Origin of the sequence: Pseudomonas sp. Choline-02u-1, assembly GCF_002836515.1 — a bacterium.
In the GTDB taxonomy this organism is placed as follows: domain Bacteria; phylum Pseudomonadota; class Gammaproteobacteria; order Pseudomonadales; family Pseudomonadaceae; genus Aquipseudomonas.
The window spans coordinates 42,319-55,925 of record NZ_PJBC01000063.1; the positions used below are offsets into that span (position 1 = coordinate 42,319).

Consider the following 13,607-nt stretch of genomic DNA (forward strand, 5'->3'; position numbering starts at 1 on the left):
CTGCCTCCATGGCTTTACCGTTGAAGATCACCGTGCTCGCTGCGTTCGTGCTACTGACGTCGTGCCGCAGCGACCCGATCAGCTTTCACACGCTGACCCCGGCGCAACCGGGCGCCAGTCGCAATGGCGCCGACATCGCTATCGAAAGCATCAGCGTGCCGCCGCAGGTCGATCGCGCGCAGATTGTGATTCGCCAAGGCAACAGCGGCGTGGCCATTCTTGATACCGATTGGTGGAGCGCCACGCTTGCTGATGAATTACGCGGCGCGCTGGCCGATCAATTGAGCGGCGGCGTCGGCCAGCATCGAGCCTCCGTGCGCGTCGATGTGCAGCGCTTCGATTCGATTCCCGGCCAGTACGCCTTGATCGACGTGAAATGGCGAGTCCGCCCGCTGGGGGCGGCGGACGCGGCGATGCTTACCTGCCGTTCGGTCCTGCAGACGTCTTCAGGGCCGAGCATCGAAGACCTGGTGACTGCGCAACAGAACAACGTCAAACGTCTCGCTGCGCACATCGCGCAGACTGCCACCGGCTCGCGCTGCCCGCCGCAAAGCTGACACCGTCTATAAATCGAAGCGATCCACCGCCCGCCGCCGCTCATTGTCATCGCGCACGTCGTAGTTGGCGGTCGTCTGGATATTGCTGTGATGGGCAAGCTTCTGCGCGATCGACAGGTCGTGCTCTTCGATCACCCGGGTGATGAATGAACGACGGAAATCATGGGGCATGATCTTCACCCCGACCTGAGTACCACGCTGGCGGGCGATGTAGTAAATCGCGTGTTTGGTGATGCGCTCGCGGGTGATGTGGCTGCCCCGGCGAATGCGGTTGAACAGAAACGCATCGTCGCTCTCGCCTTCCTTGAGCTGGGAACGACGCAGCTGCAGCCAGGCGTCGAGTTTGGCAAATGCCCAGGCCGGCGCGTACTTGATCAACTGCTTGTTGCCTTTGCCGGTGACCGTCAGACTGCGTTCGCGAAAGTCGACCTGACTCAGATCCAGATCCACCGATTCCGACTTGCGCATGCCGGTGCCGTACAGCAACGCAATCACTGCTGCGTCACGCAAGCCCTGCGGGCGCGGGTCGGCAGCGCAGACTTCCATCAGTTCGTGAATCAGCGTGCGCTTGAGGTTGCGCCCCTGAGACAAGCGTGTACCGGCAATGCCTTTGACCGAACGCATCTTCAGCAGGTGATCCTGCGTGATGAGGCTCATGCGCCAGGCTTCGTTCATCACGCCGCGCACCGCGTTCACGTACAGCGACGACGTATTCGGCGCGTAACCGTCGGCACGCAAAGCGGCGACCAGCGCCACCACATCTTCCGGTTGCAGGCCGTGCCAGGGGATTTCTTCGATATCGACATCTTCGAAACCGAGGCGGTCGGCGGCGTCTTGCAGCACATAGCGCATGGTCAACTGGCTGGAAGGCGCCAGTCGAGCCAGGTAAACGGTCAGCGGATTGCTGGTGGACGGTGCGGGCTGGGTACTCGACAAATCACTCAAACGAAACGGCCTTGAAATAAAAAACGATTCAACAAAAACAATAAATGTATGAAATGGAACGCAAAAAAACGGCCTGACTCAATGACAAGGGTTGCCGCCAAAGGGCGACAACCTGACGTTCGAGGTCGTAAAAGTCAATCGGGCATTCCCCGAACGGTCGGAATGCTGCCTCCTCGGCGGTAGGCGAACTGAAACATCGCGCTCTTATCTTCAATGCAGGGAACTGCAAGCAGGAGTGCGGCATGAAGATCACGGTGTTTGGCAGTGGTTATGTCGGTCTGGTGCAGGCGGCGGTGCTGGCTGAGGTCGGTCACGAGGTCGTGTGCATGGATGTCGATGCGCAGAAGATCGAGCAGTTACGCGAGGGCCACGTCAGTATTTTCGAGCCAGGGCTGGCCAGCCTGGTACGCGAGGGCCTGGATTCGAAACGCCTGTTATTCACCACTGATGAGCGGTTCGCGGTGTTGCATGGGCGCGTGGCGTTTATCGCAGTGGGCACGCCGTCACGCGAGGACGGTTCGGCAGATCTGCGCTTTGTGCTGTCAGTCGGCGACGCTATTGCTCAACATCGTGAGCAGCCATTGATCGTGGTGGAAAAATCCACGGTGCCGGTGGGCACGGGCGATGCCTTGCGCAATTACATCGAAAAGGCCCTGATCAAGGTCGGCCGACTGCTGCAGTTCGATATCGTCTCCAACCCGGAATTCCTCAAGGAAGGCTCTGCCGTTGCCGATTGCCGGCGCCCGGACCGTATCGTCATTGGTTGCGAAGGCGCGGAAGTGCGCGAGGTGATGCGCGATCTGTACGCACCGTTCAACCGCAACCATGAGCGCATCCTGTTCATGGACCTGCGCAGCGCCGAGCTGACCAAATACGCCGCCAACTGCATGCTGGCGACCAAAATCAGCTTCATCAACCAGATCGCCGAACTTGCCGAGCACCTCGGTGCGGACATTGAAGCGGTGCGTCATGGCATCGGCGCCGATTCGCGGATCGGCTATCACTTCATCTATCCGGGTTGCGGCTACGGCGGTTCGTGTTTTCCCAAGGACATGCGCGCGCTGATTCACAGTGCCGAGCAGGCGCATTGTTCCAGTGATCTGCTGCAAGCGGTCGAGGCGATCAATCAGCGGCAGAAGCACAAGCTGTTCGAGCGCATCAAGGCGTTCTACCACGGCGACTTGCGCGGCAAGGCCTTTGCTCTGTGGGGCCTCGCGTTCAAGCCCAACACCGACGACATGCGTGACGCGCCGAGCCGGGTACTGCTCGAGGCTTTATGGGCTGCTGGCGCCAGCGTGCGTGCGTTCGATCCCGAAGCCATGCAGCAAACCCAGAGGCTTTATCCAAACGAGCCAAAACTGATGTTGATGGGGACGCCTGAATCAGTATTGGCCGGTGCCGACGCGCTGATCATCTGCACCGAATGGCAACAGTTCAAGGCGCCGGATTTCGAGCTGATCAAACAGCGTCTGAACAGCCCGGTGATTTTTGATGGCCGCAATCTGTATGACGCTGAACGCCTGGCGCGTAACGGTTTTCAGTATTTCCCGATGGGCCGCGGTGAATCGTGCAAGTTACCGATTACGTTGCGGCAGAGGCCGGCGGCTTCGGACGTGGCTTGAGCTGGCCCTGTGGTGTCCAGCTGAAGTTGTGTGTGGTGCCATGGAGGTTGACCGGTGGCGCCTGCACAGAGAGGATGGCGTTCGCCCAAGGCTTCCCGAATAAGGACATTCCCCTTCCGTGGCCATCTATTCTCCGTTCATTCGCCGATTGATGATCAGCTCGCTGACCGTGGTCATCAGTCGCGCACTGATCAGTCCGCTGCTGACCTTGTTTCTCAGCAACAAACTGGGGCTCAATCCGCAGGATGTCGGCTTGCTATTGGGCATCGCCGTGTTCAGCGCCACGTTGCTGTCGCTGTACGGCGGCTACATCATCGACAGGCTCGACAAGCGCAAGTTGCTGATCCTGACCATGCTCTCCAGCGGTATAGGCCTGATCCTGCTGACCGTCGCGCAGAATCTGTATCTGGTCACCGTGGTGCTGATCATCAGCGAGACCGCGTCGGCGCTGTTTCTGATCGGCAGCAAGGCGATCCTCAGTGAACACCTGCCGGTGGGCCAGAGGGTCAAGGCGTTTTCGCTCAATTACACGCTGACCAATATCGGCTACGCCGTCGGCCCGATGCTCGGCGTGGTGATTGCCGGGGTGCAGCCATCCGCGCCGTTCATCGTTGCCGGCGCAATTGCCATTGGCAGTATTTTTCTGCTGTTCGGCGGGGCCAGGGATGCCCGCCCATTATCTGTCGGCAGCGCGCCGCAGAGTTTCCTCAACACCCTGGTGATCCTCAAAAACGACCGGACGATGGTGTTGTTCACCCTTGGCTGCCTGCTCAGCACATTGGTGCACGGGCGTTTCACCCTGTACCTGTCGCAATACCTGCTGGTCACCCACACCCAGCAACAAATGCTCGACACGATGGCCGCCCTGCTGGCCTGCAACGCAATCACGGTCATCGTGCTGCAGTACCAGGTCGGGCGCTGGCTGAGTCGCGAACACCTGCGTCACTGGATTGCCGGCGGCACCGCGCTATTCATTATCGGCCTCATCGGTTTCAGCGTGGCCGACAGCCTGCTCGGCTGGTGCGCGGCCATGTTCATTTTCACTTTGGGCGAGATGATCATCTACCCGGCCGACTTCCTCTTCGTCGACACCCTCGCCCCGGAGGCACTGCGCGGCAGCTACTACGGCGCGCAAAACCTCGCAGCACTCGGCGGCGGGGCGAGCCCGGTCATCTGCGGGTTTCTGCTGATGCATACGCCTGCGCCGAGTATGTTCTTCGCCCTGAGCGGGCTGGCAGCGCTAGGCGGCTATCTTTGTTTTGTCAGCGCGCGCCGCGCTGCTTCAATTCAAAAATAGTGCACTAAAACTGCATTTATATGAATTTGTCAGCATCCACTTTGATCGGCAAACTACGCGCGTTCCTCCCCCAATGTTGGAACGCTTCGAGGGCTTTCCGGATATGCCGGACAAGTCCTTTTTTTTGCCTCGAATTTTGCAAAGGATCAGTTCTACATGCTTGCTCGCTGGTTGCCCGCCGCCATCAATACCCGCCCTACTGAATGGAGCCGTGCCGCGATCGGCATGGGCCTGGGCACGCTGTTCAGCGTGTGGATGTGCGCGCAGGTGTTCGGGCACGACGTTGCGTTTCACCTGATCGGCCCGCTCGGTGCTTCGGCGGTGCTGCTGTTCGCCGTGTCCTCCGGCGCCCTTGCCCAACCGTGGTCGATTCTCGGCGGGTACTTGTGCGCTGGAGTGGTTGCCTTGCTGGTAGCCCATGTGCTCGGTCGAACGCTGGGTAGTGCCTGCCTCGCCGCTGGCATGGCGGTGATCCTGATGTGCTGGCTGCGTTGTCTGCACCCACCGGCCGGCGCCTTGGCGCTGACACTGGTGCTGGCCGATCCGGCCACCATCGCCATGGACTGGAAAGCCATGGAACCGGTGATGCTCGGCGCCCTGTGCATGCTTGCCAGCGCGCTGGCCTACAACAACCTCACCCGCATCCGCTATCCGAAACGCGCTGCTGAACCTGCGCCGCCAGTGGTCCCGGTCGACCGCCAGGCGATCACCGCCGAAGACCTGAAACTGGCGCTGGCCGACATGGAGGCTTTCATCGACGTCACCCCCGAAGACCTTGAGCGCCTGATCCACGCCAGCGAATTGCACGCCAAACGCCGCAGCATTACTGAAACCTTCCGATGATCGCCTTGTAGGAGCTGACGAGTGCAACGAGGCTGCGATCTTTTGATCTTGTTTCTTGAAATCAAAAGATCGCAGCCTCGTTGCACTCGTCAGCTCCTACGCGCACAGAAAGCAGCCCTGAGAGAAAAACGCAGATTCCCCCTGCACATATCCCCGTTGTACACGGCAAATTTGCACTGTTACGATCCGCTAACGCCCGCGCGCGGGCTTTTCGAATAAAGATAATAAAAGCAGGGAGTTACTGATGACAGCTCAGGCTTCATCCCGGCGGACCCCGTCCATGGATGCGATGCAAAACGACGTGCTGGCCGAGGTGCGCAACCATATCGGCCACCTGACCCTCAACCGCCCTGCGGGCCTCAATGCGATCACCCTCGACATGGTGCGTCTGCTGCAACAGCAGCTTGATGCCTGGGCGTCCGACGCCAATGTTCACGCCGTGGTATTGCGCGGTGCGGGTGAAAAGGCATTCTGCGCCGGCGGCGACATTCGCTCGCTGTACGACAGTTTCAAAAGCGGCGACACGCTGCACGAAGATTTCTTCGTCGAGGAATACGCCCTCGACCTGACCATTCATCACTACCGCAAACCGGTGCTGGCGTTGATGGACGGGTTCGTTCTCGGCGGCGGCATGGGTCTGGTGCAAGGCGCCGATCTGCGCGTGGTCACCGAGAAGAGCCGTCTGGCGATGCCGGAAGTGGCCATCGGTTATTTCCCCGATGTTGGCGGCAGTTACTTCCTGCCGCGCATTCCCGGCGAGCTGGGGATTTATCTGGGCGTCAGCGGCGTGCAGATCCGCGCTGCCGATGCACTGTATTGCGGCCTCGCCGACTGGTATCTGGACAGCAGCAAACTGGCCCTGCTCGACGAAAAATTCGACAACATGGAGTGGCAGGACACGCCGCTCAAGTCGCTGCAGAACCTGCTGGCCAAGCATGCCGTACAAACTTTGCCGGACGCGCCGCTCCAGGCTCTACGCCCGGCCATCGATCACTTCTTCGCCCTGCCCGACGTGCCGAGCATGATCGAGCAATTGCGCGCCGTCACCGTCGCCGACAGCCACGAATGGGCGGTCTCCACGGCGGATCTGCTGCAAACCCGCTCGCCGCTGGCCATGGCTGTGACCCTGGAAATGCTCCGTCGCGGCAGGCATTTGAGTCTGGAGCACTGCTTTGCTCTGGAGCTGCATCTGGACCGCCAGTGGTTTGCCCGTGGCGACCTGATCGAAGGCGTGCGCGCCCTGCTGATCGACAAGGACAAGTCACCGCGCTGGAACCCGCCGACCGTCGCTGAGCTGGACGCTGCGCAGGTCGCGAGTTTCTTCCATGGTTTTGATGAGAGCGGGAGCTGAGCCATGCACGATCTCGAACTGACTGAAGAACAAGTGATGATCCGCGACATGGCCCGGGACTTTGCCCGTGGCGAAATCGCGCCCCACGCACAAGCCTGGGAAAAGGCTGGCTGGATCGACGACGCCCTCGTGGCGAAGATGGGTGAGCTGGGTTTGCTCGGTATGGTCGTGCCTGAGGAATGGGGCGGTACTTATGTCGATTACGTCGCCTATGCGCTGGCCGTCGAGGAAATCTCTGCCGGCGATGGGGCCACCGGCGCGTTCATGAGCATCCACAACTCGGTCGGCTGCGGCCCGGTGCTCAACTACGGCAGCGACGAACAGAAACAGACCTGGCTGGCCGATCTGGCCAGTGGGCAAACCATTGGTTGCTTTTGCCTGACCGAACCCCAGGCCGGCTCCGAAGCGCACAACCTGCGCACCCGCGCCGAACTGCGCGAAGGCCAGTGGGTGATCAACGGCGCCAAGCAATTTGTCAGCAATGGCAAACGGGCGAAACTGGCGATCGTCTTCGCCGTGACCGACCCGGACCTGGGCAAGAAAGGGCTTTCCGCATTTCTGGTGCCGACCGATACGCCGGGCTTCATCGTCGATCGCACCGAACACAAAATGGGCATCCGTGCTTCCGACACCTGCGCGGTGACGCTGAACAACTGCAGCATCCCCGAGGCCAATCTGCTCGGCGAACGCGGCAAGGGCCTGGCGATTGCCCTGTCCAACCTTGAAGGCGGACGCATCGGCATCGCGGCGCAGGCATTAGGCATCGCGCGAGCGGCGTTTGAGGCGGCGCTGGCCTATGCGAAGGATCGCGTGCAATTCGACAAGCCGATCATCGAGCACCAGAGCATCGCCAATCTGCTGGCTGACATGCACATGCAGATCAACGCCGCGCGGTTGCTGATTCTGCATGCGGCGCGGCTGCGCACCGCTGGCAAACCGTGTTTGTCCGAGGCTTCACAAGCCAAGCTGTTCGCTTCGGAAATGGCCGAGAAGGTCTGTTCGTCGGCAATCCAGATCCATGGCGGCTATGGCTATCTGGAGGATTACCCGGTCGAGAAGTACTACCGCGATGCGCGGATTACCCAGATTTATGAAGGATCGAGCGAGATACAGCGGATGGTGATTGCGCGGGATTTGAAGAACTATCAGCTCTAAAAGCTTCACGAGCAGGCCCGCTCCCATATTGGGCGGTGGAGATCCCTGTGGGGGCGAGCCTGCTCACGAAGGCGTCAGCTTAGGCACCGCATCTATTTGCCTTGGAATACAGCCTCACGCTTGTCAATAAACGCCGCCATCCCTTCCTTCTGGTCTTGCGTCGCAAACGCGGCGTGAAACACCCGGCGCTCAAAACGCACACCCTCGGTCAGGTTGACCTCGAACGCACGATTCACACTTTCCTTGATCATCATCGCAATCGGCAGTGACTTGCCAGCGATCACCGCAGCGACCTTCAGCGCTTCATCAAGCAGCTCGTCACTCGGCACGATCCGCGCGACGATGCCGCAGCGCTCGGCTTCCACCGCGTCGATCATGCGTCCGCTCAGGCACATTTCCATGGCTTTGGCCTTGCCCACGGCGCGGGTCAGACGTTGGGTGCCGCCCATGCCCGGCAACACGCCGAGGTTGATTTCCGGCTGGCCGAATTTGGCATTGTCGCCAGCCAGAATAAAGTCGCACATCAGCGCCAGCTCACAACCGCCCCCGAGGGCGAAACCGTTGACCGCTGCGATGATCGGTTTGCGTCGGTTGGCCACGCGATCGCTGTCGCTGAACAGGTCGTCCATGTAGATCTGCGGATAGGTCAGCTCGGCCATTTCCTTGATGTCGGCGCCGGCGGCGAAGGCTTTTTTTGAACCGGTGAGGACGATGCAACCAATGTGTGCGTCCGCTTCCAGCGTATCCAGCGCGTGGTTCACTTCGCTGACCAGTTGCGCATTGAGGGCGTTCAGCGCCTGGGGCCGGTTGAGCGTGATCAGGCCGACGCGGTCACGGGTTTCCAGGAGGATGGTTTCGTAAGTCATGAATAAAATTCCTTGTCAGAGATTGCGCGAAATCACCATGCGCTGAATGTCGCTGGTGCCTTCGTAGATCTGGCAGACACGCACGTCACGGTAGATGCGCTCCAGCGGGAAATCGTTGAGGTAACCGTAACCGCCGAGGGTTTGCAAGGCCATGGAGCAGACCTTCTCGGCCATTTCCGAGGCAAACAGCTTGGCCATCGACGCCTCGACCAGCGCCGGCTGGCCGCTGTCGCGCAAGGCGGCTGCGTAGTGCACCATCTGCCGGGCGACGGCGATTTGCGTGGCCATGTCCGCCAGGCGAAACGCCACGGCCTGGTGCTCGATGATCGGCTTGCCGAAGGTGTCACGCTCACGGGCGTAGTCACGGGCAGCTTCGAACGCAGCGCGCGCCATGCCCACAGCCTGCGCGGCGATACCGACGCGGCCACCTTCGAGGTTGGCCAAAGCGATCTTGTAGCCCTCACCCTCCTCGCCGAGGCGATTGGCGACCGGCACTTTCACGTCTTCAAAGAGGATCTGGCAGGTGTCGGAGGCGTGCTGGCCGAGTTTGTCTTCGACCCGTGCGACTTTGTAGCCGGGTGAGTCGGTCGGCACGATAAACGCGCTGATCCCGCGCTTGCCTGCGCTCGGGTCAGTCACAGCGAACACGATCACGACGCCGGCGTTCTGCCCGGAGGTGATGAATTGTTTGCAGCCGTTCAATACGTAGTGATCGCCTTCCCGTCGGGCGCGCGTCTTCAGGCTGCTTGCATCGGAACCGGCCTGCGGTTCGGTCAGGGCAAAGGCCCCGAGCATGGTGCCGCTGGCCAGCGGTTTGAGGAAGCGCTCGCGCTGATCGTCATTACCGAATTTGAGAATCGGCACGCAGCCCACTGAGTTGTGCACGCTCATGATCGTCGAGCACGCTCCGTCACCGGCGGCGATTTCTTCCAGCGCCATGGCATAAGCCAGGTAGCCAGTGCCACAACCGCCCCACTGCTCCGGCACGAGCATGCCGAAAAAGCCCAGTTCGGCCATCTCGGCGATGGCGTTCTTGGGGAAACGGTGCTCACGGTCCCACTCAGCGGCGAACGGCTTGAGCCGCTCTTCGGCAAACTGCCGGGCCATGTCGCGGATCTGGGTTTGGTCATCGTTGAGGATCATGGTGAGTCCTTGAGTGTAGGAGCTGTCGAGTGCAACGAGGCTGCGATCTTTTGATCTTGATCTTGATCTTGAAATTGAAAAACAAGATCAAGAGATCGCAGCCTCGTTGCACTCGTCGGCTCCTACAGGGATTTGTGTGGGTCAGTAGAGGCATTCCACCGCCATGGCCGTGGCTTCGCCGCCGCCAATGCAGATAGCAGCAATCCCGCGCTGGAGCTGTTTGTGTCGCAGCGCTGCCAGCAACGTCACCAGAATACGCGCGCCCGAGGCGCCGATCGGGTGTCCGAGGGCGCAGGCGCCGCCATGCACATTGAGCTTGTCGTGAGGAATTTCCAAATGCGCCATCGCCGCCATGCCGACCACCGCAAACGCCTCGTTCACCTCAAACAGATCAACCTGGTCCAGCGCCCAACCGGTCTTCTTCAGCAGTTTCTTGATCGCGCCAATCGGTGCGGTGGGAAACAGGCCCGGGGTGTCGGCGAACGCAGCGTGTCCGTGAATCACCGCCAGCGGTCTGAGGCCCAGTTGCTGCGCATGGGATTGGCGCATCAGCACCAGCGCCGCCGCGCCATCGGAGATTGAGCTCGAGTTGGCGGCAGTGACCGTGCCGCCCTCACGGAACGCCGGTTTCAGCGAGGCGACTTTGTCGAGTTTGGCTTTAGGCGGCTGTTCATCGTGACTGATCACCACCTGCTCTTTGCCGACGGTGATGGTCAGCGGGACGATTTCGTCCTGGAAGCTGCCATCCTTGATCGCCTGCTGTGCGCGGGTGGTCGAGGCGATGGCGAACGCATCCTGCGCTTCGCGGCTGAAGTCGTTGGCCTCGGCGCAATCTTCAGCGAAGGTGCCCATCAGACGGCCCTTGTCGTAGGCGTCTTCGAGCCCGTCGAGGAACATCGAATCAAGCACGCGGCCATGGCCCATGCGATAGCCGGCGCGGGCGCGATCGAGCAGGTACGGCGAGTTGGACATGCTTTCCATGCCGCCGGCAACCACCACGTCGGCGCTGCCGGCCACCAGCATGTCGTGGGCCATGATCGTGGTCTGCATGCCCGAGCCGCACATCTTGTTGACCGTGGTGCAACGCGTTGATTTATCCAGCCCGGCACCCAGCGCAGCCTGGCGAGCCGGCGCCTGGCCGAGGCCGGCGGGCAGTACGCAACCGAACAGCACTTCATCAACTGCGTCGCTGGCGACACCGGCGCGTTCTACCGCAGCCTTGATCGCCGCCGCGCCGAGTCGCGGTGCGGTGAGACTTTTCAGTTCACCCTGAAAACCGCCCATCGGAGTGCGGACGGCGCTGACGATAACAATCGGATCTTTGGACAGAGTCATGACGGATTCCCCTTTACCTGGCTGCCATGCGCAAGGCGCCGTCGAGACGGATCACCTCGCCATTGAGCATGCTGTTTTCGATGATGTGGCGCACCAGCGCAGCGTATTCGGCGGGCTTGCCCAGGCGTGGCGGGAACGGCACGCCGGCGGCCAGCGAGTCGCGGACTTCCGGGGTCATGCCGGCCATCATCGGCGTTTCGAAGATGCCCGGTGCGATGGTCATCACGCGGATGCCGAAGCGCGCCAGCTCGCGCGCGGCCGGCAGGGTCAGGCTGGCGATCGCGCCTTTCGATGCCGAGTACGCCGCCTGGCCGATCTGGCCGTCAAATGCAGCGACCGATGCGGTGTTGATGATCACCCCACGCTCGCCGTCAGCGTTGGCTTCGCTCTCGGCAATGGCCGCAGCGGCCAGGCGCAGCATGTTGAAACTGCCGATCAGGTTGACGTTGACCACCTGAGCAAAACTGCTCAGGGCGTGCGGACCGTTCTTGCCGAGAATTTTTTCGCCACGGACGATGCCCGCGCAGTTGATCAAGCCATTGAGGCTGCCAAATGCGGCGACGGTCGCCTGCACTGCGGCTTCGGCGGCGGCTTCGTTGCTGATGTCGGCGACCACGCTTTGCGCGCCGAGGCGCTGAGCCTGCGCGGCAACGGCTTCGGCGTTCATGTCGACCAGCATCACTTTGGCGCCGGCACTGACCAGCAATTCAGCGCTGGCCGCACCGAGGCCGGACGCGCCGCCGGTGACGATAAAAACCTTGTTCTCGATCTGCATGACGGTGTTTCCTTGGATTCAAGCTGAAACGTTAGGCGCCGCGGCCTCTTGAGCCTTGGCGATTTCCTGGTTGCGCAAGATAAAGCGCTGCAATTTGCCACTCGGGGTCTTGGGCAATTCGCTGACAAATTCGATTTCACGCGGGTACGAATGCGCGGCCAGACGCTTGCGCACGTGTTGGCGCAGTTCTTCGGCCAACTCCGGCGCGGCGCGGTACTGCGCGCTCAGTACGACAAAGGCTTTGACCAGTTCGGTACGTTCCGGGTCGGGCTTACCGACGACCGCCGCTTCGACCACGGCCGGGTGTTCGATCAGGGCGCTTTCCACGTCGAACGGGCCGACGCGGTAGCCGGAGGTGGTGATCACATCATCACTGCGGCCAACGAAACTGATGCTGCCGTCCGGGTTCCACTCCACGGTGTCGCCGCTCAGGTAGTAGTTGCCGACGAAGGCTTTCGTGGGCGCGCCTTCGTAGCCGCCGAACCAGCACATCGGCGACTGCGGGCGGTCGATGGCGAGGATGCCCGGCTGACCGACGCCGAGTTCGTTGAACTGCTCATCGAGCACGACGATGCGATGCCCCGGCGAAGCGAAACCAGCGGCGCCGACGTGCACCGGATGCTCGAGGCCGTGGTGGTTGCACAAGACCATGCCCAATTCGGTCTGGCCGTAATGATCGTGGATGACCACGTCAAGCTTGTCGGCGAACCAGCGAATCACTTCCGGGTTCAGCGGCTCACCGGCACTGCTGACAATGCGCAGTCTGCCTTTGATCGATGTGGCGAATGCTTCGCCACCGGCAATCAGCAGTCGGTAGGCAGTGGGCGAACCGGTGAGATTTGTAATGCCGTATTTGTTGATCACCCGACAGGTGCTTTCGAGGGTAAACGGGCCATCGTAGAAGGTGATCGGGTGCCCCAGCGCCAACGGCCCGGTCACGCCGAAATAAATGCCATAGGCCCAACCCGGATCGGCGACGTTCCAGAAGGCATCTTCGGGGCGCAGGTCTACCGCATCGCGCGTGTAGTTTTGGAAAGCGACGATGGCTTTAAGCGGCACCGACAGCGCTTTTGCCGGGCCGGTGGTACCCGAGGTGAACATCAGCAGGAACGGGTCTTCGCCAGTCAGCAGCAGCGGTTCGCAAACGTTGGAATAGTGGGCCAGCTCGGCCCAGAAACTGTAGTCACCGCGAACGATACCCTGCCCTTTGTCGCCGCCAACGGTGACGATGATCGGGCATGCGCTGACTTCATTGAGCTTGGGCCGGTTGACCGCGTCGGCCACCACGACTTTCGCCCCGGAGCTGTTCAGTCGATGTTCGAGGGCCTTGGGGCCGAACGCGGTAAACAGCGGCTGATACACCGCGCCGATACGCCAGGTGGCGAGCACGGTGATGAGTAACTCGACGTTGCGCGGCAGCAGTCCGGCAACCTTGTCGCCCTTCTGCACGCCTTGGGCGAGGAGGAAATTGGCGAACCGCGCGGCTTTGTCCTGCAAATCAGTGAAGGTGTAAGTCGCACTCGAGCCGTCGCGACCTTCCCAGAACAACGCAATGCGACCTGGCAAGGCATGGCGGTCGCAGCACTCGATGCAGGCATTGAGTGCCGCGAGCGTGCCGCTGAGCGACGTGTCGACGGTGTGCTGATAATCGAACTGTTCGGTGGCGGACAAGTAATCACGCATTGCCAGAATCCCTCGGTGTTTTTATTAGGCTGGGA

Annotated in this window: 12 protein-coding genes; 6 read left to right on the plus strand and 6 right to left on the minus strand. The window is 61.1% G+C overall.

Going from position 1 to position 13,607, the window contains the following annotated elements; genetic code table 11:
* The first annotated feature begins 8 nt into the window (after nt 1-8).
* Nucleotides 9-557, plus strand: a complete 549-nt coding sequence (locus CXF97_RS20060; protein WP_101160233.1) for a membrane integrity-associated transporter subunit PqiC — start codon at nt 9-11, stop codon at nt 555-557.
* 6 nt (nt 558-563) lie between these two features.
* On the opposite strand, the gene xerC is transcribed toward CXF97_RS20060, so the two are convergent.
* Nucleotides 564-1,502 (minus strand): tyrosine-type recombinase/integrase, encoded by a 939-nt coding sequence (xerC, locus tag CXF97_RS20065; protein WP_313001209.1) that lies wholly within the window; start codon nt 1,500-1,502, stop codon nt 564-566.
* Nucleotides 1,503-1,744: 242 nt separating this feature from the next.
* Between xerC and CXF97_RS20070 the strand changes: the two genes are divergently transcribed.
* The 5 genes from CXF97_RS20070 (at nt 1,745) to CXF97_RS20090 (ending at nt 7,770) form a co-directional block, all read left to right on the plus strand.
* Nucleotides 1,745-3,124, plus strand: coding sequence for a UDP-glucose/GDP-mannose dehydrogenase family protein (locus tag CXF97_RS20070; RefSeq protein WP_101160237.1), 1,380 nt, complete (start codon nt 1,745-1,747; stop codon nt 3,122-3,124).
* A 118-nt stretch (nt 3,125-3,242) separates the two neighbouring features.
* Entirely contained in the window at nt 3,243-4,421 is a 1,179-nt protein-coding gene (locus tag CXF97_RS20075; protein WP_101160240.1) for an MFS transporter, read from the plus strand.
* 156 nt (nt 4,422-4,577) lie between these two features.
* Entirely contained in the window at nt 4,578-5,264 is a 687-nt protein-coding gene (locus tag CXF97_RS20080) for an HPP family protein (protein WP_101160243.1), read from the plus strand.
* A gap of 244 nt (nt 5,265-5,508) precedes the next feature.
* Complete coding sequence (locus CXF97_RS20085) at nt 5,509-6,615, plus strand: enoyl-CoA hydratase/isomerase family protein (RefSeq protein ID WP_101160246.1); 1,107 nt, start codon at nt 5,509-5,511, stop codon at nt 6,613-6,615.
* 3 nt (nt 6,616-6,618) lie between these two features.
* Complete coding sequence (locus CXF97_RS20090; RefSeq protein ID WP_101160249.1) at nt 6,619-7,770, plus strand: acyl-CoA dehydrogenase family protein; 1,152 nt, start codon at nt 6,619-6,621, stop codon at nt 7,768-7,770.
* A gap of 92 nt (nt 7,771-7,862) precedes the next feature.
* On the opposite strand, the gene CXF97_RS20095 is transcribed toward CXF97_RS20090, so the two are convergent.
* The 5 genes from CXF97_RS20095 to CXF97_RS20115 form a co-directional block, all read right to left on the minus strand.
* Entirely contained in the window at nt 7,863-8,636 is a 774-nt protein-coding gene (locus tag CXF97_RS20095) for an enoyl-CoA hydratase (RefSeq protein WP_101160251.1), read from the minus strand.
* Nucleotides 8,637-8,651: 15 nt separating this feature from the next.
* The gene (locus CXF97_RS20100; protein WP_101160253.1) at nt 8,652-9,779 is read right to left on the minus strand and encodes an acyl-CoA dehydrogenase; all 1,128 of its coding nucleotides are present in this window, start codon (nt 9,777-9,779) and stop codon (nt 8,652-8,654) included.
* A gap of 141 nt (nt 9,780-9,920) precedes the next feature.
* The gene (locus CXF97_RS20105; RefSeq protein ID WP_101160256.1) at nt 9,921-11,114 is read right to left on the minus strand and encodes an acetyl-CoA C-acyltransferase; all 1,194 of its coding nucleotides are present in this window, start codon (nt 11,112-11,114) and stop codon (nt 9,921-9,923) included.
* Between the two features lie 13 nt (nt 11,115-11,127).
* The gene (locus tag CXF97_RS20110; protein WP_101160259.1) at nt 11,128-11,889 is read right to left on the minus strand and encodes an SDR family NAD(P)-dependent oxidoreductase; all 762 of its coding nucleotides are present in this window, start codon (nt 11,887-11,889) and stop codon (nt 11,128-11,130) included.
* 18 nt (nt 11,890-11,907) lie between these two features.
* Nucleotides 11,908-13,572, minus strand: coding sequence for an AMP-binding protein (locus tag CXF97_RS20115; RefSeq protein ID WP_101160262.1), 1,665 nt, complete (start codon nt 13,570-13,572; stop codon nt 11,908-11,910).
* Nucleotides 13,573-13,607: the final 35 nt, after the last annotated feature.

What these genes read in the sequence shown, in the direction of transcription:
- CXF97_RS20090 (WP_101160249.1), top strand. Translation starts at nt 6,619, where the DNA reads ATGCACGATCTCGAACTGACTGAAGAACAAGTGATGATCCGCGACATG.
- CXF97_RS20060 (WP_101160233.1), top strand. Translation starts at nt 9, where the DNA reads ATGGCTTTACCGTTGAAGATCACCGTGCTCGCTGCGTTCGTGCTACTG.
- CXF97_RS20115 (WP_101160262.1), bottom strand. Translation starts at nt 13,572, where the DNA reads ATGCGTGATTACTTGTCCGCCACCGAACAGTTCGATTATCAGCACACC.
- CXF97_RS20070 (WP_101160237.1), top strand. Translation starts at nt 1,745, where the DNA reads ATGAAGATCACGGTGTTTGGCAGTGGTTATGTCGGTCTGGTGCAGGCG.
- CXF97_RS20110 (WP_101160259.1), bottom strand. Translation starts at nt 11,889, where the DNA reads ATGCAGATCGAGAACAAGGTTTTTATCGTCACCGGCGGCGCGTCCGGC.
- CXF97_RS20095 (WP_101160251.1), bottom strand. Translation starts at nt 8,636, where the DNA reads ATGACTTACGAAACCATCCTCCTGGAAACCCGTGACCGCGTCGGCCTG.
- CXF97_RS20105 (WP_101160256.1), bottom strand. Translation starts at nt 11,114, where the DNA reads ATGACTCTGTCCAAAGATCCGATTGTTATCGTCAGCGCCGTCCGCACT.
- CXF97_RS20100 (WP_101160253.1), bottom strand. Translation starts at nt 9,779, where the DNA reads ATGATCCTCAACGATGACCAAACCCAGATCCGCGACATGGCCCGGCAG.
- CXF97_RS20080 (WP_101160243.1), top strand. Translation starts at nt 4,578, where the DNA reads ATGCTTGCTCGCTGGTTGCCCGCCGCCATCAATACCCGCCCTACTGAA.
- CXF97_RS20085 (WP_101160246.1), top strand. Translation starts at nt 5,509, where the DNA reads ATGACAGCTCAGGCTTCATCCCGGCGGACCCCGTCCATGGATGCGATG.